Source organism: Oceanobacillus sojae, assembly GCF_900162665.1.
In the GTDB taxonomy this organism is placed as follows: domain Bacteria; phylum Bacillota; class Bacilli; order Bacillales; family Amphibacillaceae; genus Oceanobacillus; species Oceanobacillus sojae_A.
Genome location: NZ_LT727812.1, coordinates 1,159,473 through 1,180,551, shown reverse-complemented (window position 1 = coordinate 1,180,551; position 21,079 = coordinate 1,159,473). Strand labels below are relative to the sequence as shown.

Annotated in this window: 19 protein-coding genes; 11 read left to right on the top strand and 8 right to left on the bottom strand. The window is 38.1% G+C overall.

Annotation, left to right across the window (positions count from 1 at the left end):
• The first annotated feature begins 193 nt into the window (after positions 1–193).
• A complete protein-coding gene (locus tag BN1068_RS16660) occupies positions 194–502 on the top strand; it encodes an ArsR/SmtB family transcription factor (RefSeq protein ID WP_371863287.1) in 309 nt (102 codons plus the stop codon).
• A gap of 45 nt (positions 503–547) precedes the next feature.
• A complete protein-coding gene (locus BN1068_RS16655; protein WP_077603941.1) occupies positions 548–1,510 on the top strand; it encodes a cation diffusion facilitator family transporter in 963 nt (320 codons plus the stop codon).
• A gap of 205 nt (positions 1,511–1,715) precedes the next feature.
• Here the strand turns inward: BN1068_RS16655 and BN1068_RS16650 are convergent, their stop codons facing one another.
• Complete coding sequence (locus tag BN1068_RS16650) at positions 1,716–2,051, bottom strand: hypothetical protein (RefSeq protein WP_077603940.1); 336 nt, start codon at positions 2,049–2,051, stop codon at positions 1,716–1,718.
• Positions 2,052–2,427: 376 nt separating this feature from the next.
• Between BN1068_RS16650 and BN1068_RS16645 the strand changes: the two genes are divergently transcribed.
• A complete protein-coding gene (locus BN1068_RS16645; protein WP_139344856.1) occupies positions 2,428–3,168 on the top strand; it encodes a metallophosphoesterase family protein in 741 nt (246 codons plus the stop codon).
• Positions 3,169–3,191: 23 nt separating this feature from the next.
• Positions 3,192–4,151 (top strand): LacI family DNA-binding transcriptional regulator, encoded by a 960-nt coding sequence (locus tag BN1068_RS16640; RefSeq protein ID WP_077603939.1) that lies wholly within the window; start codon positions 3,192–3,194, stop codon positions 4,149–4,151.
• Positions 4,152–4,428: 277 nt separating this feature from the next.
• Here BN1068_RS16640 and BN1068_RS16635 read toward each other — a convergent pair whose 3' ends face one another.
• A complete protein-coding gene (locus BN1068_RS16635) occupies positions 4,429–4,854 on the bottom strand; it encodes a hypothetical protein (RefSeq protein WP_077603938.1) in 426 nt (141 codons plus the stop codon).
• A gap of 741 nt (positions 4,855–5,595) precedes the next feature.
• Between BN1068_RS16635 and BN1068_RS16630 the strand changes: the two genes are divergently transcribed.
• Positions 5,596–6,918 carry a replication-associated recombination protein A gene (locus BN1068_RS16630; protein ID WP_077603937.1) on the top strand — a complete coding sequence of 441 codons (1,323 nt, stop codon included), beginning with the start codon at positions 5,596–5,598 and terminating at the stop codon, positions 6,916–6,918.
• A 337-nt stretch (positions 6,919–7,255) separates the two neighbouring features.
• Here the strand turns inward: BN1068_RS16630 and BN1068_RS16625 are convergent, their stop codons facing one another.
• Positions 7,256–7,966, bottom strand: a complete 711-nt coding sequence (locus BN1068_RS16625; protein ID WP_077603936.1) for a phosphatase PAP2 family protein — start codon at positions 7,964–7,966, stop codon at positions 7,256–7,258.
• Between the two features lie 214 nt (positions 7,967–8,180).
• Between BN1068_RS16625 and BN1068_RS16620 the strand changes: the two genes are divergently transcribed.
• Entirely contained in the window at positions 8,181–9,194 is a 1,014-nt protein-coding gene (locus tag BN1068_RS16620; protein WP_077603935.1) for an NADP-dependent oxidoreductase, read from the top strand.
• 178 nt (positions 9,195–9,372) lie between these two features.
• Here BN1068_RS16620 and BN1068_RS16615 read toward each other — a convergent pair whose 3' ends face one another.
• A complete protein-coding gene (locus BN1068_RS16615; protein ID WP_077603934.1) occupies positions 9,373–9,792 on the bottom strand; it encodes an NUDIX hydrolase in 420 nt (139 codons plus the stop codon).
• 216 nt (positions 9,793–10,008) lie between these two features.
• Here BN1068_RS16615 and BN1068_RS16610 point away from each other — a divergent pair, with 216 nt between their 5' ends.
• A complete protein-coding gene (locus BN1068_RS16610; protein ID WP_077603933.1) occupies positions 10,009–10,623 on the top strand; it encodes a TetR/AcrR family transcriptional regulator in 615 nt (204 codons plus the stop codon).
• A gap of 122 nt (positions 10,624–10,745) precedes the next feature.
• Positions 10,746–13,952 carry an efflux RND transporter permease subunit gene (locus tag BN1068_RS16605; protein ID WP_077603932.1) on the top strand — a complete coding sequence of 1,069 codons (3,207 nt, stop codon included), beginning with the start codon at positions 10,746–10,748 and terminating at the stop codon, positions 13,950–13,952.
• 57 nt (positions 13,953–14,009) lie between these two features.
• Here BN1068_RS16605 and BN1068_RS24320 read toward each other — a convergent pair whose 3' ends face one another.
• On the bottom strand, positions 14,010–14,423 hold the full coding sequence (locus BN1068_RS24320) for a ribosomal protein L7/L12 (protein ID WP_077603931.1): 414 nt from the start codon (positions 14,421–14,423) through the stop codon (positions 14,010–14,012).
• 57 nt (positions 14,424–14,480) lie between these two features.
• Positions 14,481–15,509 carry a YeiH family protein gene (locus BN1068_RS16595; protein WP_077603930.1) on the bottom strand — a complete coding sequence of 343 codons (1,029 nt, stop codon included), beginning with the start codon at positions 15,507–15,509 and terminating at the stop codon, positions 14,481–14,483.
• A 119-nt stretch (positions 15,510–15,628) separates the two neighbouring features.
• Between BN1068_RS16595 and BN1068_RS16590 the strand changes: the two genes are divergently transcribed.
• The 3 genes from BN1068_RS16590 (at position 15,629) to BN1068_RS16580 (ending at position 19,410) form a co-directional block, all read left to right on the top strand.
• Positions 15,629–16,522, top strand: coding sequence for a LysR family transcriptional regulator (locus BN1068_RS16590; RefSeq protein WP_077603929.1), 894 nt, complete (start codon positions 15,629–15,631; stop codon positions 16,520–16,522).
• A gap of 337 nt (positions 16,523–16,859) precedes the next feature.
• A complete protein-coding gene (locus BN1068_RS16585; RefSeq protein ID WP_175637179.1) occupies positions 16,860–17,747 on the top strand; it encodes a TetR/AcrR family transcriptional regulator in 888 nt (295 codons plus the stop codon).
• Positions 17,748–17,913: 166 nt separating this feature from the next.
• A complete protein-coding gene (locus BN1068_RS16580; protein WP_077603927.1) occupies positions 17,914–19,410 on the top strand; it encodes a DHA2 family efflux MFS transporter permease subunit in 1,497 nt (498 codons plus the stop codon).
• Positions 19,411–19,475: 65 nt separating this feature from the next.
• On the opposite strand, the gene BN1068_RS16575 is transcribed toward BN1068_RS16580, so the two are convergent.
• On the bottom strand, positions 19,476–20,540 hold the full coding sequence (locus BN1068_RS16575; protein ID WP_077603926.1) for an NAD(P)H-dependent flavin oxidoreductase: 1,065 nt from the start codon (positions 20,538–20,540) through the stop codon (positions 19,476–19,478).
• A 144-nt stretch (positions 20,541–20,684) separates the two neighbouring features.
• Positions 20,685–21,065: a hypothetical protein gene (locus BN1068_RS16570; RefSeq protein WP_077603925.1), complete on the bottom strand. Its 381-nt coding sequence runs from the start codon at positions 21,063–21,065 to the stop codon at positions 20,685–20,687.
• Positions 21,066–21,079: the final 14 nt, after the last annotated feature.

Sequence of the window (21,079 nt, the reverse complement as noted above, 5' to 3'; positions counted from 1 at the left end):
AAAGGGAGGACTTCCAAGTTATTGGTGAGCAAATTATAGCGGAAATGAAGGATCAGTACGTTTGTTGTATTATTATAATTGCTATATATATGCTTATATGATAATATGTGCATATAATGAATATCATATTAAATCATCATATTATTATCCAAACTTATAAGAGGAGGTAATTCATACATTGGAGGAGTACAGAGTGGAAAATAGTTCTTCTGAAGATCTGGACAGCGAAACATTATTTATCGTATCACAAACATTTAAAGCATTAGGCGACCCAACAAGAATCCGCATTCTACATCTGCTTTTTAAGAAAGAATGCTCGGTTAATGCAATCGCAGAGGCTTTAGATATCAGGCAATCGACGGTATCACATCAATTGCGTTTCCTGAAGAATTTACGGCTTGTCAAATATCGCCGTGAGGGAACAACACTTTATTATTCACCGGATGATGAGCATGTGATGCTTATTTTAAAACAAATGATAGATCATGCAAGTCATAGTTAACAGGTACTTATTCGTTCATTTAATTTTATAAAAGGAGGTTTTCGTATGGGAGCGGGACATCACCATGGGCATGATCATACGCATGGTGCTAACAAAAAAACACTGGTGATCAGTTTTATCATTATTACTGTGTTTATGATTATCGAAGTAATCGGAGGGATTTTAACAAATAGTCTGGCCCTGCTGGCAGATGCCGGCCATATGCTGAGTGATTCTATATCCTTATTGATTGCTCTCGTTGCTTTTATATTGGGAGAAAGAGCTGCAAATCATGCCAAGACCTATGGATATAAACGCTTTGAAATTTTAGCAGCTATTTTGAATGGTGTCACATTACTTGCTGTTTCATTATTTATTTTTTATGAAGCATTTCAGAGATTATTTGATCCTCCTGAAGTAGCGTCTTCCGGTATGCTGGTTATAGCTGTAATTGGTTTAATAGTAAATATTCTTGTTGCCTTTACCATGCTTCGTGGAGGAGATACAAAGGATAATTTGAATATGCGGGCAGCCTTCCTGCATGTTCTCGGTGATCTGCTTGGTTCGGTCGGAGCTATTGTGGCAGCACTGCTGATGATTTTCTTTCAATGGACGTGGGCAGATACCGTAGCGAGTGTACTGGTTGCCGCACTGATTTTAATCAGCGGCTGGCGTGTCACAAAGGATTCCGTTCACATTTTAATGGAAGGCGCACCGCTTCATGTAGATCTGAAAGAAATTGTGAGGACTATCGAGAATGTAGAAGGCATCAAGGGGATTCATGATTTGCATGTATGGAGTATTACAAGCGGGCAAAATGCACTTTCCTGCCATATTATTGTCGACGGGAATATGATGGTGGAAGAAAGCCAATTATTGCTTCGTACAGTTGAGGACGAGTTAGGGCATAAAGGGATCGGACACGTAACCATTCAAGTGGAAACGAATACACATCCACATGAAAATTCTATTCTGTGTCATACAGATTATGACATTGGCGCAGAGCATCACCATGGCCATAGCCATTAGAAAAAATAGAAAATAAAGAGTTATGTTATTGCGGCATAGCTCTTTTTCTATGTATACAGCAATATTCTTATAAATTTCTAAAATAGTGTATTATAGGATAAAGCAGACAAAAAATATATCGTAAATAATTACATCCCCCGCTCTATTACAACGATGATACAGCAGGGGATTTTTAACATTTTGGGATTAAATAATATGGAAGGTGTTATTGCTGTTCAGAATAATGGCGGAGTTTTTTCTCATGCTGTGCAGTTTTACTTAAAAGAAAATCGGTAGTATCTTGCGTTTCTGTTAAATCAGTTCGTACCCCATCTATCTTTTTTCCTAAGTGATCAAAGCCTCTGTCCATTCTGGCTTCTAAATCAGTGTACATGTTATCCATCTTCGTTTCTAAGTCAGTGCGCATGTTGTCCATCTTTGTTTCTAAGTCAGTACGCATGTTGTCCATTTTAGAGTCCATTTGTTCAAACCTTTTATCAATGTGTTGTGAATGAAGTTCTAAGGCATGCAGTATTTCTTTTAACATTGGTTCTTTTTCCATGGTTTTCACCTCCCTTTGTAAGCAGTATAAACGAATTTTTCTAGATTGAAAAGTGTTTGATGACAGTTATTCTAGAAGCTGCAGCAAAAAAAGTATAGAATAGTTAAAAAGAATAGAATTCAATTAACGCACTTTTTTACAAAAATGATAAAAACACCATTAATTAGAAGATGTGGGCAATGCGCAATAAAGAAAAATTACAAATTGTTATTCTACAAACAAATACAGGAGTTTGACGCCTTGTTAACTTATTTTAAAAAAATGTATTATTAACAGTGTAGGAGATTCCCCAAAGCAATAGGATTTTTATTAATGTTACAATCGTTGTAATGGATAGTCGAAAAACAGCGAAAAACAATATTACCAGAAAAGAGGAGTGATTACCATTTCAAACAAAAGAATCCTGGCTATCAGTGACATTCATGGGTGCTATAGAGAGCTTACAGAGCTGTTGCAATTAAATGAGTATAATCCGGATGAAGACCAGCTTATTCTGCTCGGAGATTATATTGACAGAGGTCCTGAATCGAAGCAGACGGTTACTTACATAATGAAGCTTGTAAAAGAGGGGGCCATTGCGTTAAGAGGCAACCACGATCAAATGTTTTTGGAGTTTATATTTAGTAATAATCCAGACAAACAACGGCGTTATTTAATTAACGGGGGAATGACAACGCTGGAATCTTATGTTGGTGAGGACTATTTTCCAGATGATGCTGCAGATGAACATTTACATTCTGCAAAGCAGCTGATCAAAGAAAAGGATAGGGAGCACTTAGAATTCCTGTCTAACCTGCCTTATTACTATGAAACAGAAAAACATCTTTTTATTCATGCAGGCATTGATCCGTCATTGGATGATTGGCGGGATACTCCTGATTACGATAAAATCTGGATTCGTCATGAATTTCTAGGGTTTGATCATCCGTACGATTTTACTGTTGTTCACGGGCATACGCCGACGCAATCAATTCGTGGAAGCAAAGACAATAGTATTTTTTTTGGTAATAAGAAGATTGACATTGATGGGGCATGTGCTTATGGCGGCAGGTTAAACTGTTTAATTATTACAGGGGATTCATATCAGACAACCTATATAAGTAATGAAAAAGGTTAAACATAAATCTTGGGGTGAGGAAGATGGCGAATATTCACGATGTTGCTAAAGCTGCCGGTGTATCTGTTACTACAGTTTCACGTGTGCTGAATAATCAACCTTATGTAAAGGAAGAAAAGGAAGCAGCTGTCAAAAAAGCAATTATAGAAACTGGTTATATTCCAAATATTAATGCGGTTAATTTGAAGAAAGGCAAAACAAACTTAATTGGTGTTGTTTTGCCATTTCTTGACCAGCCGTATTTTTCAAATCTGGTTCAAGGGATATCACAGGCAGCTTCTATTCATCAATATAAATTGGTGCTTTATCAGACCGGGTATCATGAGCATCAGGAAAGAGAAGCTTTGGAGATGTTAAAATTAAAGCAGATTGACAGTCTGATCATTTGTTCCAGAAAAATATCCCTGGATATAGTGGAAAGTTATCAGCAATATGGTAATATCATTCTTTTTGAAGATGGGGAAGATACAGCATTAAGTTATACATTTATTGATCATTATGCATGCTTTATAAAAGCCTTAGAATATCTTTATGAACATGGGCACAGGGAAATTGGTTTTTCTATAAATAGGCTGGATGGGACGAACAGCAGGCAGCGTGAACGTGCTTACCGTGATTTTCTAAAATTGAAAGGATTGCCCTATAACGAAAAATATATTTTTAAAAATTGTCTCAGCATAGATGACGGGGAACGCATTTTAAAAGAGATGGAAGCATTTCGAAAGCGTCCGACAGCTATACTTGCTACAGGAGATCAAGTAGCGGCCGGAATAATTACATCGAGCTCTAAATATCAACTCAAAATACCAGAGGACTTGGCGGTTATTGGATTTGATGATCAGCCGATAGCCCGTGCAATGGGGATTACTACAGTTGATATACCTTTATATTCTATCGGACAGCTTCTGTTTGAACAGGTTATATCCGAAAAAATCTCCCATAAAGAAGTTTCGGCTGAATTGATTGAAAGGTCGACAGTATAAAGGCTTATAAAAAATACAGCAGGTTTTCAAGATGCCTGCTGTTTTACGAAAAAGTCAATAACAGAATAAGAATAGCCCGGGATTAGCAAGAATACTGGAATATTATATGATCATGCCCTTTTCAGTTACACTCATTATAATATTTAGATTCTATACTAAATATGTCCCAGGCTGACTTCTTAAATTGAGTGTACTTTCTGATAACGATTTCAGGTCAAGTGTTTTTGTAAAATTAAATTAAATAGACCTGAAACAGGCTGTAAAAAAGTAAAGGTTTTTACAGCAGTTCCTTTTTGAATTTGTCAATGTAATTCTTTGACTTTTCGAAGCTTAACCCGCTATAATCCTGTACATATTTAACCGCATTATGTTCATTTTCAGGCTTTTGAAGCATGTCTTTTAAATGTTGTACGATTTCAGGATCTTCTAATTTTTGATAAGGAGATGTAGAATTTTGTATATATCTTTTTAACTCGAAGAAGCCCATTCCAGTTTCTTGCTTTACATATTTCATTACGCGCATAAATTTAATGGGCGATGCATTATTTTCTTTGTTTTCAAACATTTCCGAAGCCTCTAAAATAACTTCGAAAGGATCTCTGCGTGATTGTGACGGGTCAAATTTATTTCTTTTACGTAAAAATATTAAATATACAATTCCGGCAAGTATAATAACAACTAAAAGGATTTGTATAAACAGCATATTTCACTCTCCTTGGAAATGGTTTGATTTAATTATAACATAAAGGTAATTAGCATTTAATAATATATAAGCCTATCAAGTTATTAAGGATGAAAGATAAGATAAAATAAAAGAGCTGTGATTGTACCAGTTCTTTTTGTGTTTACTCAACTTGCACACCTAAAAAAATAACTTGCTTATCCTGGGGACAGGTGTTAATCGTTCCTTTCATCTATTTCTTGACAAAGCATAAACGCTATTTATAAAGAAGATAACGTGTAAGGCTACCGCTACGGCGGACCGCTTTGCTTTCGACGTACAAATGTTTCCGATGGAGCGAGTAATCGCAACCCCAGGACGTTGCGAGCTGAAGATCCACTTGAAAAGCGGTTTTCTTTTCAAGTTAGCTGAAGCCGTCCCCATGGAAAGCGTAGTGGTTGGTCGGAGCGGGGCTATACATAATCTCCATTTCATATAGAAAGATGATTTAACAAAATGCAAGCAGGGTAATGAAGAACATGTTCATCCTGGAATAGGAAGGTATAGATGCTTATTTTCAGGTGCGAAAGTGGAGGTGTTTATAAATTCTTTTTTTAATTTAAATAACTTTGCATTTGAATAAGGCTTTGTTATAATGGAACAAACGTTCTTTTATAGTTTGGTTTCAGTAAGGAAGCCAAGTTAAAACAGCTACGGATTTTAGTCTCAGAATACAATGTTTAAACTTTAACATACAGATTATTCAAAAGAGGGGTGAGCCTAATGAAGCAGGAATCACTTTTTGCAGAGGATAATAAAAGAAATTCTCCACTTGCGAGCCGGGTCCGGCCAAAAACACTGGATGAATTTTCCGGTCAGCAGCATCTATTAGCCCGCGGGAAGGTTTTGCGCGAGATTATTGAAAATGATCAGGTTACCTCTATCATTTTTTGGGGACCTCCGGGAGTCGGGAAAACAACATTAGCTGAAATTATTGCCAATAAAACGGAATCAAAATTTATTAATCTTTCTGCTGTAAACAGCAGTATCAAGGATATTAAAGTAATTATGAAAGAAGCTGAAGCAAGACTTGATTTAGGCGAAAAAACGATTATTTTTATTGATGAAATACACCGTTTCAACAAAGCACAGCAGGATGCCTTTCTCCCTTATGTAGAAAATGGCAGTATTATTTTAATCGGAGCGACAACAGAGAACCCGTCTTTTGAAGTAAATGCCGCACTCTTATCAAGAAGCAAGGTATTTGTTTTAAACCAGCTGGAACTGCCTGATATTGTAAACCTGTTAAAGAATGCGATAAATCATCCGTACGGGTTTGGTGATAAGAATATACAAATAACAGATCAAAGTCTGGAAGCAATTGCGAAATTTTCCAATGGAGATGCAAGAAGCGCACTAAATACGCTGGAAATGGCTGTTTTAAATAGTGATACAAGCACTGAAGGCTTCTATATTAATGAGTCTAATCTGGAACAGCTGATTACCCGAACCTCTTTTCTATATGATAAAAGTGGAGAAGAGCACTATAATATTATTTCTGCGCTGCATAAATCGATGCGGAATAGTGATGTGGATGCTGCAATTTATTGGCTTTCAAGAATGATGGAATCAGGTGAGGATCCGATATATATTGCCAGAAGATTAATCCGCTTTGCAAGTGAAGATATTGGACTGGCTGATACACGTGCCCTGACAATAACAACTGATGTATTCCAGGCATGCCGGTATATCGGAATGCCAGAATGTGATGTTCACCTCACAGAAGCAGTTATTTATTTATCATTGGCGCCAAAATCAAATGCTGTATATAAAGCACGGCAGAAGGCAAAGAAAGATGTAAAGGAATCTATCAATGAACCTGTGCCATTGCAAATAAGAAATGCACCGACAAAATTGATGAAAGACCTGGATTATGGAAAAGGTTATCAGTACTCACATAATGAACAGGATAAATTAACAACCATGAAAACGATGCCGCCTTCATTGGAGGGACAGCAGTATTATTATCCAACGGATCAGGGAAATGAGAAAAAATTTAAAGATAGATTAAACTATGTTAAAGAGTGGCATGAGCGAAACCATTAAGCGTCTGACAGATGAGGTAATGGAGAAGCTGTCCGATAAGAAGCAGAAAAAACAGCATGGTGTTTTAACTAAAACAATGCTATACTTTATATTGCGATGAGCTGATTTGCGTAAGTCGAGAGACAACGTATTATATGCAGATGTGAACTGCATGTTCTTTCGCCGCAAATTTCGAAAGGGCTGTAATATAAATATTTCAGCCAATAAAAAATCCGAACTATTATGATGAATTCTTTTGAATTCAAATAAGTTCGGATTTTTCTTTTTATATATTGATATTTCATGTAATTAATTGCTTTTCAGTCTGGTAATTTCGATGTGCCTCTGACCTCTTCATTTAGTAATTTTCCGCTCTTTCAAAAGTCTCACTCTTATCAACTAGGTTCAGTTTTCGAAGCAGATGACGAAGGGGTTGTTGAACAAGCAAATAGACGCCTATAGAAATGAATACGGCAGCTGTTCCATATAAAAACCCTGCAAGTACATCAGTAGGGAAGTGGACGCCTAAATAAATTCTTGTAAACAATATATAGCCAATCCATATAACTGTGATGAAGCCGATAATTACTTTTTTCCAAATTTGAATGGCAGTAAGTATAAGTACTAATCCAATAAATCCATAGAAAATCGTTGTTGCTGTGGCATGTCCGCTTGGGAAGCTTTCATTAGTTTTTTCAATAAGCTGCAAAAAAGTAGGACGGTCACGGTCAAATATTTTCTTTAGTACTTTTCCGCCGATTGCTGCACAAAAAAGAATTGTTCCGCCGAACCATAATCCTTCTGCAAACTTACGTTTAATGAATAGTACAATAGCAATAATAATCGTTAATACAATAACCAGCTTCATATTGCCGAGCTCTGTAATTTTCATAATAAAGGATGTCTTACCTTCCGAGATAGAACCTTGGATCCAGTCAATCCATGTTAAATCAAAAGATCTGATCCAGCTGCTGTCAAAATACACACCCCAGGAAATAATGCCAAATAAAATTAAAAATAGTATCCCTACTATAAAAAAAGGCATCGGAGATACTTTTTGTGTTCTCAATGTAATAACCTTCTTTCTGTAAATGTTTTCTTATCATTAGTTGGTTTAGGACTCTTATTGTACCTAATAATAGTTTTTTTTGCATGCCTAGAGTAGAAAAAAATTTAGATAGTGAGAATGTAATATGTTTACACTTGTATATAGAAAGGAAAAGAGAAATATGGTAATTACTAATTACTATTCTATCAATCGCAAATCAAGGAGGAAAATAGAAATGAAACAAGAACAGTTGGTATTACAAGAACGGCCAAATGGATTGCCGAATAAGGATACATTTCAATTTAAAAAAGTTGAAGTTGCTGAACCGGCGGAAAATGAAGTTTTACTAAAAACGTTATATGTTTCTGTTGATCCATATATGCGGGGAAGAATGTCTGATGCACCTTCGTATGCAGCGCCTTTTGAAGTGGGGGCTCCTTTAGTGGGAGGGAATGTCAGCCAGGTAATGAAATCAAACAGCGATCAATTCACTTCAGGTGATTTAGTGACTGGAAATCTTGATTTTCAGGAATATAATGTTGTCAAAGCAGATAAGGTTCGGAAGGTTAGAACAAATGGTTTAAGCCCAAGCAATGCGCTTAGTGTATTGGGCATGCCTGCACTTACTGCATACTTTGGAATGATGCATATTGGAGAACCGAAGGAAGGAGAAACAGTGGTTGTCTCCGGAGCGGCAGGAGCAGTCGGGCAAGTGGCAGGACAATTGGCTAAAAAAGCTGGGGCACGAGTTGTCGGAATCGTCGGGTCGGAGGAAAAAGCCAAGTATATTACAGAAACTCTGGGATATAATGCTGCAGTGGAATACAAAAAAGGGAATGTCAGTGAACAGTTGAAAGAGACATGCCCGGATGGAATTGATGTCTATTATGAAAATGTCGGCGGGGATATTTCAGATGCTGTCTGGCCGCTGTTAAATGTATTCGCCCGTGTGCCTGTATGTGGTGCCATTTCTGCATATAACTTAGAAGAAGGAGAGAAAGATATTGGTCTTCGAGTCCAGCAATTTCTTATTAAATCCCGTGTGAAAATGCAGGGGCTGCTTGTTGGTGACTTTGCAGAACATTATGATGAAGCATATCAGGCATTAGAAGAAGCCGTTTCTAATGGGGAATTAAAATTTGAAGAAACCATTCATGATGGATTTCATGCTATTCCAGATGCTTTTCTGGGGCTGTTTTCCGGTGAGAATATTGGGAAACAGCTTGTAAAGGTTGCTGATGCGGAATAAGCTTATAGAAAAAGGAAGCTGCTCCATTCCTATAATTTGAATGAGCGGCTTCCTTATGTATTTTCAGTTATCACATTATTTTGGAGAAGGTATTATACTTAGACCTATTGCGCCGAAAAGAAGAATAATAGGAAAAAGAAAGAGAATCTACAGGTGTGTAATTATAGATTGATAAAGCTTATTGAAAAATATAATCTAAGTAATCTCCATGCCCCCGAACGAGTTCTGCTTCATTTGGAGAAGAAATCCAAAAGTAGCGGAACGTCAGTCCTGATTCTTCATCGCCTCCTGTTGGCTGATACTTCCATTCATCCAGGACGTCAGTTACATTTATCCTGTAAAAGAACCTGTTATGAATAGCTCCATCATCATTTTTCCAACAGTCCTCTGCAATTAATTTTTCAACTTTAAACTTTTGTAGTCCTGTTTCTTCTTGCATCTCCCGAATGATGGCAGCATCAATTTCTTCTCCCGTTTCTACTGTTCCTTTAGGTATCTGTATTCCGGCCTCAGGATTGGAATGCTGAAAAACAAGTACTTGTATTTTATTATCTTTTAGTCTTGTTATGTAGCCGTAAACTTTTTCCACTGGTTTCATAACGACACCTCCTCTATATAATATGTGATCTATCTTAATAATTATGATTCGGAGTTCTGCATTAAATATATCATATTTCCTATATGAGCCATGATGGTTAGTATTTTTTTGGAAGTGACAATGTGTCGCTTTTAAAATTGACAATAAAATCTTTATCATATAAGATTAATCAAGTCCAGATGCGACAAAGTGTCATATTTAGATAGGAGGGAGTTTGTGCCCAGGCAAACATTTTTTAATTTACCAAAAGAAAAACAGAATAATTTACTTTCAGCAGCTAAAAAAGAGTTCTCTAATAAGCCTTTAAATAAAGCATCTGTTTCAAATATTATTAAAAATGCAGATATACCAAGAGGAAGCTTTTATCAGTATTTTGACGGTAAAGAGGATGCTTTTTATTATTTATTAGAAAAACAGATGAAGGTGAATAGTGAGGAATTTATCTCTATTTTGAAGAAAAATAACGGGGATCTGTTTGAAACCTTTACGGAAACCTTCCAAAGAATGCTAAAAGAATTCCAGGTACAAAAAAATCGTGATTTTTTTAGAAATGTATTTCTAAATATGGATTACAAGATGGAAAATAAAATATTTAGTGATTTTAGTGAAACTGGAATAAGCAAATCTTTTTTAGAGGTCATAGCAGGCATTGATAAGGAAAAGCTGAACATTTCAAACGATGAGGAAGTTGTTCATGTAATGGAAATTATGATGGCTGTAACATTTCAAAATTTAATGAAGCAGTTTGCCAGACAGAGTACATTTGAAGATGCTCTGAATAAATACCTGTTTGAAATAGATTTACTTAAAAAGGGGTTATATAGAGAGTAAATAAACAAATTTAAAAGAACATAAGCCTGGATTGCATTTGCAAATTTTTATGTCTGCAAAACCTGGCAGGACGTCATTTGAACGTTTAGATTTTAAACATATTATACGAGAAGGTGTACTATTTGAAGAAGATTATTAATTTTTCGCTTAATAATAAATTTGCCATATGGATTCTTACCATTATGGTAGTTGTTACGGGATTGTATGCAGGCTTAAACATGAAACAGGAAACAATGCCTGATATTACGCTTCCGAATGTTTCTGTTATAACAACTTATCCAGGTGCTGCTCCGGATGAAATTGTTAACGAAGTAACAGAACCGATTGAACAGCGGGTGCAGAATTTAGAAGGGATAGAAAACGTTACTTCCTCTTCTATGGCAAATGTATCCTCTGTTCAATTAGAATTTGATTTCAATAAGGACATGGACAAAGCGACAGATGAAGTGAATGAAGCGCTGTCTGACCTTTCTTTGCCTGAAGCAGCAGAAGACCCTGAGGTTTCCAGGTTAAGTATCAATGCCTTACCGGTCATGGCTTTAAGCATTAGTGATAATGAACACAGATTAGAAGAATTAACAAACAGTGTTGAGCAGGACGTTGTTCCGGCTTTAGAGGGTATTGATGGAGTTTCAGATGTTCAGGTTACCGGGCAGCAGATGAAACAGGTTAATATTGTCTTTGATGAAGATGCATTAAATGAATACGGATTAGATCAGGATACAGTTGAACAACTTATCCAAGGCTCTGATGTTACTTTCCCGCTTGGATTAACCACTTTTGATAAAGAAGTAAAAAATGTGGTGATTGATGGAGACATTACATCAGTAGATGATTTAAAGGAGCTGGAAATCCCTGCAGTACCATCTGGTGATGCAGCAGGCGGCGGGCAGGATATGGCTCCTTCTGAAGGAATGCCGGAACAGGGTGACCAGGATCAGGCTATGATGGACCCTGCTCAAGGTGCGGAAGCAGATGGTGGCATGCCTGATCAAGCAGAAGCGGGGCAGCAGATCCCGGTTGAGATGCCAACAGTACAGCTGGATGAGCTGGCAGATATTGAAGTTATTGGTGAAGCAGAATCTATTTCCCGGACAAATGGGGAAGATTCTATCGGTATTCAAATTGTGAAAAGTGCGGATGCGAATACGGTTGACGTGGTAAATGATGTGAAAGCTGAATCGGAAAATTTTGAAGATGATTTAGGGCTTACAGTAACATCCACGTTTGATCAGGGAGAACCAATTGAACAGTCTGTAAATACAATGCTAAGCAAGGCTTTATTTGGGATTATTTTTGCAGTCGTTATTATTTTATTGTTTTTAAGAAGCATTAAAACGACTCTGATTTCTATCATTTCTATCCCGCTATCCTTATTAATAGCCTTATTCCTGTTACAGCAAATGGATATTACGCTGAATATCTTAACGTTAGGCGCTTTAACCGTGGCTATCGGACGGGTGATTGATGATTCCATTGTTGTTATGGAAAATATATACCGGAGAATGTCTCTGCCGGATGAAAAATTACATGGAAAAGATTTAATACGTGAAGCAACCAGACAGATGTTTGTACCAATCTTTTCATCTACTGTTGTAACCATAGCAGTATTTTTACCATTAGGTTTAGTAAGCGGTCAAGTTGGAGAACTATTCCTGCCGTTTGCGCTGGCAGTTGTTTTTGCGCTCGCTGCTTCCTTATTAGTAGCAGTGACAGTTGTTCCAATGCTTGCCCATTCTTTATATAATAAGAAATTAAACAGCAAAACGTTTGAAGAAAAAAGTGTTCATGCTGAGAAGCCGAATAAATTGGCACGTTTTTATAAGCGTATTTTAAATTGGGTATTAGACCATAAGCTGGTTACTTTTGGTGGTGCTGTTGTCGTACTTGTACTCAGTTTATTCCTGCTTCCGGTTATTGGCGTAAGCTTCCTGCCGGATGAAGAACAAAAAATGATTATGGCTACGTATAGTCCTGAACCGGGAGAAACACAACAAGAAGCAGAAGAAGCTGCAAGTAATGCGGAAAGCTTCCTGAGTGACCGTGAAGGTGTCACTACTTATCAATATTCTCTCGGCGGCGGTAATCCAATGACTAGTATGATGGGAATGGGCGGAGATAATTCTGCGTTATTCTTTATTGAGTATGATGATGATTTCGAGAATTTCAGTGAGGAGCCTGCCAAGGTAATTAATGCACTGAATGAAGATACGGAAAATGGCGAATGGAAGAGCATGGACTTTGCCAGCATGGGCAGCGGCTTAGAGCTGTATGTGTATGGTGATAATTTGGAGGATATCCAAACCGCTTCGGATCAGGTTTTACCTATTTTGGAAGATAACAGTGATTTGGAGAAAGCAGAATCCAGTATGTCAGAAGCATATGATCAGTATACGCTTGTAGCTGATCAGGAAAAATTAAGTCAATATGGACTCACTGCAGCTCAAGTTGGTATGAGTTTGAGCAATGCCGGAGAAGCGCCGGTTCTTACTACGGTAAAACATGATGGCGATGATATTAATGTCTATGTTGAGACGGAAGAGAAAGAATATAATTCAATAGATGATTTAACAGATATTGAAATCCAGACACCATTAGGAACGACGGTTTCAGTGGGAGAAGTAATGGATGTAAAAGAAGAAAAATCTCCAGATGCGATTGATCGCAGAGACGGTAAAATGTATGCATCTCTTACAGCAGATATAAAGACAAATGATGCTGGAGCGGTGTCAAGTGAGGTAGATGAACAGGTTAGTAAACTAGATCTGCCAAGCGGCGTGAAAGTAGAGTTTGGCGGAGTAACACAGGAAATCAATGATTCCTTTACGCAGCTGGGGCTTGCCATGCTTGCAGCAATTGCAATTGTTTACTTTGTACTTGTTGTTACCTTTGGCGGTGCATTAGCTCCATTTGCAATCCTGTTCTCCCTGCCATTCACAGTGATAGGAAGCCTGGTTGCCTTATGGATTGCTGGTGAACCACTCAGTGTTTCCGCAATGATAGGTGCATTGATGCTGATTGGTATTGTGGTAACCAATGCCGTCGTATTAATTGACCGTGTTATTCATCAGGAGAAGGAGGGGCTTTCTACCAGAGAAGCACTGCTGGAAGCTGGTTCTACAAGACTTCGTCCAATTCTGATGACAGCTCTTGCGACAGTCGGGGCACTTATCCCGCTGGCAATTGGAGCTGAAGGCGGCGGCTTGATTTCTAAAGGACTTGGTGTCACGGTGATTGGCGGTTTAACAAGTTCTACACTGTTAACGCTCGTCATTGTACCAATTGTTTATGAGGTACTTGCTAAATTCCGTAAAAAAGAATTAAAATAATCAACAAAAACAGGGCAGCCTGCTACATGGGCTGCCCTGTTTTGTTATTCTGCCTGATTACATATTTGCTTCTTCTCTAACATGATCTACAAAGTCTTTTGCTTCCTTTAAGCCGAGGCCTGTTTGCTCACGTACATATTTTGTTGCTTTAATTGGTCCGTCTCCTGATTGAAGCATTACTTCCACTTTTTGCTGAAGCTCTGTGTCTGTAGCGGGAGAATTCATTTTAAAGTTTCCCTCCACCAAATCCTTCGCTTCCTTTAACCCGAGTCCGGTTTCTATACGTACAAACTTAATCAATTTAATTTTATCCTCACCAGATTGAAGTCTTTGCTGAACTTCCGGGAGAATTTCTTCTGGAGTTTTCCGCTCTTTATCCTGTCCATCAACGTGCTTGTTTCTGCTTCGTAATGTTAACAGGTAGATACCACCCAAAATAATAACAATAATTAGTATAAATTCCGTGGACATATCAGTTACCTCCGATAGTTTTATTTTGTCCACTTATCATAACATTTTATAACGTATTTAAATAATAAAATAAGCAGCAACAGAAAGGAGAATAGATGTAACCGTAATTGCCAGCAGCGGTTTCAAAGCCTTAGACCGCAAATCTTTAATGCTGACATTCAAGCCTAATCCGACCATAGCGGCTGTCAGGATCCACGTCGTTGCGGCAGAAATACCTTCCATTACACTATCGGAGACAGGAATTATATTTCCAACCACATAACTTCCAATAAGACTCATCAGGATAAAACCAATCAGGAACCATGGGAATTCCACTTTATTTTGTCCCTGCTCTCCTTTATTTTTGATTTTCATTATATAAATAAGAATAAAACAGAGTGGCACAAGCAAGAATACGCGTCCTAATTTTGCAAGCAGCGCGACAGCTAACGCATCCTCTCCAGCCGGCTCTGCAGCGATAGCTACATGGGCAAGCTCATGCAAGCTGATTCCCGACCAAATTCCATATTCCACGGGCACTAATGGCAATAAAGGCTGTATTAAAGAATAGCCGATTGCAAAAACAGTTCCCATCATTGCGATAATCCCGACACTGATTGCGGTATCTTCATCCTTTGTTTTTATAATTGGGGCAACAGCTGCAATTGCAGCAGCTCCGCAGACCCCTGTACCAACTCCAAGTAACAGAGTAATGTTTTTATCTGCTTTAAATAGTTTACCAAGCCAGACCATCACGCCTATTGCAAATAGAATAACAAAAGCATCACGGACAAGCAGCCCCAGCCCATCATGAAAAACGGTATCAATATTTAGTTTCAATCCATACAAAATGATAGCTAAGCGCAGCAGCTTTTTTGAAGAAAACGTAATTCCAGAGCGCAATGCTTCCGGATAACCGAAAATTTGTCTGTAAATAACAGCAATAATAATAGCACAGGCGAGCTGGCCAACCTGGTTAAAGCCGGGAACTTTTGCTAATAGGAATCCAAGCATGGCAATAAAAAAAGTGAATACAATACCACCAATCCATTTTCCCGAAGTATTTAACTTACTTTGCTTTTTCTGTTGTGATGCTTGTGCAGTCATAAAAGCACCTCCTTTTCATAGCATAGCTAACATAAATGTATAAGAAAAATAATTTATTATAATAAATAGCATAAGTAAATTGTTATAATAGAAAAAAGCAGATAGAAGAAGGTGAACGAATGGACAATCATTTGCAAATATTTATCACAGTTGCAGAAAACCAGAGTTTTTCCAAAGCGGCAGAGGAGCATTATATGACCCAGCCGGCAGTAAGCCAATATATCCGTGCATTGGAGGATAGTGTAGGTATGCGTTTATTGGAACGCAGCAATAAATACGTCCGTTTAAATAAAGCCGGAGAAATTGTTTATCACTATGGAAAGGAAATATTAGGCTTATATACAACCATGCAAAACTTAGTGGATGATCTGGTGAACAGAGCTAACGGACCACTGGCAATTGGAGCAAGCTACACTTTTGGAGAATATGTTCTTCCAAGAATTATTGCGGACATGCTGGAGAGATACCCGAATATCGAACCAGCTGTAACTATTGGTAACACAGCAAAAATTGCAGATCTAGTTGCAACACATCAGTTGGATGTAGGAATAGTAGAAGGGCATTTTAACCGAAAAGAAATTATTATCGAGGAATTTGCAGAAGATGAAATGGTCATCGTTGCTTCTTCCGAAAACAAGCTTTTATATAAGAAAGAAGAAATAGATCTGAGCGATTTAGTAAAAGAAACATGGGTAGTACGCGAGCGTGGTTCGGGTACGAGAGAGGCAACAGAAAAATTCTTTCAAAGATTCGACATAACGCCTTCCCGCTTGATGCATTTTAGCAGCACGCAATCTATTAAAGAATCCGTTGCTGCTGGATTAGGAATTACCTTGCTTTCGAAGTGGGCTGTTCAAAAGGAAGTAAAATATGGTGATTTGAAGATTATTCCGATTAAAGGGCTTCCTTTTGTGCGTGAGTTTTCTATAATTACGAAATCACCGTTCAAAACGAATGCTTTGGAGATTTTTATTGAGCTGCTCCGTGACAGTAAACAACTGAAAACACTTTGAAATTTATGGGGAAGGGTACTGACAAACAGTATACCTTCCATTTTTTATATCGATTATTACATAATTAAGTGTGCTTTAAAAACGTGATGCTGTTAAGCCTTACTATGTGCGATAAAAGGTTTTAAATAGATTAGATTGAGAATTTATTAATTAATAGAACTAGGTGGTTGACAAAGAACCGTATAGTCAATTATAATATGTCAGTGACTTAATAGTTCTCGTTTGACTTAGCGGTCATGCGAAAGGAAAAAGCATTATTGGTAAACTCATTCAGCTGCTTGGCTCATATCAGAAGATGCGAAACGGAAGAGGATGGGTTTTAAAGAGGGGACAAATAATGGACAAAAAAGAAGAAATTATGCAAGCAGCCATTCACCTTTTTTCTAAAAAAGGATATTCCGCCACCTCGGTTCAGGAAATCGCTAATGATTGCAGAATTTCCAAAGGAACGTTATATAATTTCTTTGATTCCAAGGAAGAACTCTTGATTCAGGTTATCCGCCATAATCAAAGAAAAATGCTGCAGCAGGCTGAAAATATTAGCCTGGATTCAACTCTGCCTCCGAAAGAAAAGCTGATTCAAAAGCTTGTGGTACAGTTTGACGGTATTCGTGAAAATAAGGATTATATGAGCATGCTGCTCACGGCATTACCGCCTCATGATAATCCGAAAATTTCTTTGCTCATGAAAAGAATCAGAATCAGCATGATGAACTGGTATAAGGATTGCTTCATTGAAGCCTATGGAAATAAAGTGAAGCCATATATTTGGGATCTTACACTGATGCTTCAGGGGACATTAAAGGAATATATCTCACTGATTTTCCGTGATCACAAGGAGCTTGATTTTGAAAGTGTAGCCCGTTTTGTTATAGAACGACTGGATACGATGATTCATCATACATCAGACGCTGAGCCGGTTTTGACGCCTTGGAAAATGGAAGAATATGAGGCTTATAAAGCAGATTTAGAAACGAAAACTCCAGAAGAACAAATAAATCAGCTTTTGGAAGAACTCGAGAAAAAAGTTAAAAAATTAGCATTGTATGAAGAGGAGAAAGAAGAGTATATTTCAGCGATGCAATCTTTGCAAAAAGAGATTTATGAGAAGAAACCGAAAATTTTCCTGATTAAATCCCTGCTGCTGTTTTTAGCTCAGGAAGAGGAGTGTCAACCACTGGTTCATCGGATAGAGATATTTTTAAATACTCTACAGACAACGTAACAGCTTATAGAGCTGAAATATGTAAGCCTGGCGGATGGGAATGTGATTTTGAACATTCTTTTTTTCTTGAATGATAAAGATGAATTTAAATAAGAGTAACACCACCATCAATGGTGAGATTATCAGAGAAATAAATATATAGAAGAAATAGGAGATGAAAGGAACTATGGCTGAATCAACAATGAAGAATATAAAAAAGGGGCCTATTCTTGCTGTTATTATTATGGGCGCGTTTGTATCGCTCTTGAATCAGACGTTAATGAATGTGGCTTTGCCTTCCATTATGGAGGATTTAGATATTGTGGAGAGTACAGCACAATGGATTACGACCGGATTTATGCTGGTTAACGGTGTACTTATCCCGGTAACAGCATTTTTAATGGAGAAATTTTCAACAAGGCAGCTGTTTTTAACAGCGATAAGCCTATTTGCTGCTGGTACCTTAATATGTGGTATTGCACCAGATTTCACCATATTAATGACTGGCCGGGTAATTCAGGCAATCGGGGCAGGAATTATAATGCCATTGCTGACAACAGTTGTGTTGGCACTGTTCCCGGTTGAAAAACGCGGAGGAGCAATGGGAGTCATCGGTATTGCTATTATCTTCGCACCTGCTGTCGGTCCAACGTTATCAGGGTTTGTCGTAGAGCATTACTCTTGGAGATTATTATTCTATATTATTTTCCCAATCGCTGTTTTAACGATTATTCTTGGATCAATTTTCTTGAAGAACGTTACAAAACAGACCTTCCCGAAAATTGATGTGATAGCAATTATTCTATCTACGCTCGGATTTGGCGGGATTTTGTATGGATTTAGTACTGCCGGCACAAATGGGTGGACAGATGCAACAGTAATTACAGGATTGGTAGTAGGATTTGTAGGTTTAACTCTATTTGTAATACGCGAGCTTAAAGCTGAGGTCCCAATGCTCGATTTCCGGGTTTTCAAGGATGGTATTTTTTCACTGACAACGGTTATTAATATTGCAATTACAGTAGCTATGTTTGCTCCAATGCTGTTAATTCCGTTGTATTTACAAAATGTTTTAGGTGTCAGTCCAATGAATTCAGGTCTGATGCTGATGCCGGGTGCGATTGTTATGGGGATTATGTCGCCGATTACCGGTAGAGTATTTGATAGAATCGGAGCACGTCCACTTGCGATAACAGGATTAACAATAACAGTTATTACAACTTATTTATTTACGCAGCTGACAGATACAACAAGTTATGCGTATCTCATTTCCATTTATACAATTCGTATGTTTGGTATGTCTATGATTATGATGCCTATTATGACAGCGGGATTGAATCAGCTTCCGCAAAGGCTTCATCCGCATGGTACGGCAATGGTGAATACAGTTCGTTCGGTTGCTGGTGCCATAGGTACAGCATTCCTGGTTACAGTAATGACTAATCAGGCAAAAAACAGTATCGAAGGTATTATTGCAGATAATCATTTTGACCCGGCGAATCAGCAGGACATGGTGCATGCTGCTCACCTTGCGCAGGTTACAGGAATCAATGATGCCTTTATGGTATCCACAGTATTCGCAGTGATCGGGTTGATTCTTGCTTTCTTTATTAAACGGGGCAGAACAACTCAAGCGGAAAAAACAGAATTACAACAAAAAAATCTTGCAACAGAAAAAGCATAATTGAAAAACAGGATGCCGCTTGGAAAATGAGCGGCATCCTGTTTTTTGTTGCAGAAGAATTTCTTTTACTTCTGCATATTTTCAATTTGTGAAACAATGGAAGTCATTAGTTCATTCACTGACTGTGATTTGCAGGATCGTGGATTTTGACCACACCACAATGACATCCATTCCGTACGATTTTGCTTTCCGGCTTCACTTCGGATCTGCTTGGTTAAGGTGTTTTGAATCGGATACGGCGGTAAATATTTTTCATGTTTTTTCATCTTTTGGATGAAATCGTTCCGAATGCCCCGGGCAGGCTTACCGCTAAAAGCGGAGGTTATGGCCAATTGGTCCTCTTCAATGTTCAGAACGGCTTGCTTATGCTGCGTGTTTGCACCGCTTTCCAAACAGGAAAGAAAGGCGGTTCCCATCTGAGCACCCTGAGCCCCAAGGACGAAGGATGCCAGTATACCTCTTCCATCAGAGATTCCACCGGCAGCAATCAGCGGAATACTTACCTGATCTGCGGCCTGTGGAATAAGTGCCATTATTCCAATCATGGCATCTTCAAAAGAACCTAAAAATGTTCCGCGGTGTCCGCCGGCTTCGCTTCCCTGCATAACCACCATATCCATTCCACTGTCTTCATTAGCTTTTGCTTCAGCAACAGTTGTAGCCGTTCCTATTGCTATAATATGATTTTCTTTCAAATCCTGAAGAACAGCTTTGGAGGGAATACCGAACGTAAAGCTGCATACAGGAACCTGCTCTTCGATAATAATTTGGATTTGCTGTTCGAAAGCAGCAGTCTGCATTTCTTTTACTTCGGGGGTTTCAGAAATATGCAATTCTTCACGGAATGGAAGAAGCCATTCGTTAGCCTGTGCTATTTCTGCATCTTTTACCTCTGGCGTTTCAGGCGTAAATAAATTGACTGCAAAAGGATTATCAGTCAGCTGTTTTATCTTTTGGATACTATCCCGAGTCTGTTCCGGGTTCATATAGCCTGCACCGAGTGTACCGAGTCCGCCGGCATTAGACACTGCAGCAACAAGCTCAGGAGTTGTTATTCCCCCGGCCATGCCTGCCTGAATAATCGGATAGCGGATGCCGATTTTTTCGGTTAATGTATTTTGATTCCACATGATGATTCCTCCTTTTTGATGAGATGAAAAAGTTGAAAATAATTTTGTTCATTTCATGACAGCTTGTGCTTAGTAAAGGAATGTTTATCTTATAGATTCATTTTAATATGAAAAAAATGGATAAGACAAATATCTAATCCATTTTTAGAAACTGTATGTATTTTTACTTTTCCCTGCAAATAAAGTTACAAAAATACTTGCAATGCTTGTAAGTGTTCCTGCAATTGCTGCAATCGTAACTGCGATTCCGGCTGATGCAAAGATGGCTGCCGGGATGAGCCCTATAAAAGCAATCGCAATGAATGCCTGGTAGACGGCAGAAATTGTTCTGGCAATAAAATGATGAAAGAATGATAAAAGTAATGGCGGCAGAAATAGCACAACTACCATACCTATTGCAATCAATAAGCCTGCTGGATCAGCATATGAAATAGTATTGGGGCCAGTCTGGTTTCGGGCTGCAAATAAAATAGCAGCAATAGCAATCAGTAAAGTTACAAAAATTATCAGAAATCTTTTAGACATAATAACATCCCTTT

Excerpts from the sequence above, each read along its gene's own strand:
- BN1068_RS16615 (WP_077603934.1), bottom strand. The coding sequence starts at position 9,792 with ATGAAACCAGTGGAAAAAGTTTACGGCTACATAACAAGACTAAAAGAT.
- BN1068_RS16650 (WP_077603940.1), bottom strand. The coding sequence starts at position 2,051 with ATGGAAAAAGAACCAATGTTAAAAGAAATACTGCATGCCTTAGAACTT.
- BN1068_RS16640 (WP_077603939.1), top strand. The coding sequence starts at position 3,192 with ATGGCGAATATTCACGATGTTGCTAAAGCTGCCGGTGTATCTGTTACT.
- BN1068_RS24320 (WP_077603931.1), bottom strand. The coding sequence starts at position 14,423 with ATGTCCACGGAATTTATACTAATTATTGTTATTATTTTGGGTGGTATC.
- BN1068_RS16575 (WP_077603926.1), bottom strand. The coding sequence starts at position 20,540 with ATGTGGAATCAAAATACATTAACCGAAAAAATCGGCATCCGCTATCCG.
- BN1068_RS16630 (WP_077603937.1), top strand. The coding sequence starts at position 5,596 with ATGAAGCAGGAATCACTTTTTGCAGAGGATAATAAAAGAAATTCTCCA.
- BN1068_RS16620 (WP_077603935.1), top strand. The coding sequence starts at position 8,181 with ATGAAACAAGAACAGTTGGTATTACAAGAACGGCCAAATGGATTGCCG.
- BN1068_RS16590 (WP_077603929.1), top strand. The coding sequence starts at position 15,629 with ATGGACAATCATTTGCAAATATTTATCACAGTTGCAGAAAACCAGAGT.
- BN1068_RS16635 (WP_077603938.1), bottom strand. The coding sequence starts at position 4,854 with ATGCTGTTTATACAAATCCTTTTAGTTGTTATTATACTTGCCGGAATT.
- BN1068_RS16570 (WP_077603925.1), bottom strand. The coding sequence starts at position 21,065 with ATGTCTAAAAGATTTCTGATAATTTTTGTAACTTTACTGATTGCTATT.
- BN1068_RS16585 (WP_175637179.1), top strand. The coding sequence starts at position 16,860 with ATGGACAAAAAAGAAGAAATTATGCAAGCAGCCATTCACCTTTTTTCT.
- BN1068_RS16655 (WP_077603941.1), top strand. The coding sequence starts at position 548 with ATGGGAGCGGGACATCACCATGGGCATGATCATACGCATGGTGCTAAC.
- BN1068_RS16580 (WP_077603927.1), top strand. The coding sequence starts at position 17,914 with ATGGCTGAATCAACAATGAAGAATATAAAAAAGGGGCCTATTCTTGCT.
- BN1068_RS16595 (WP_077603930.1), bottom strand. The coding sequence starts at position 15,509 with ATGACTGCACAAGCATCACAACAGAAAAAGCAAAGTAAGTTAAATACT.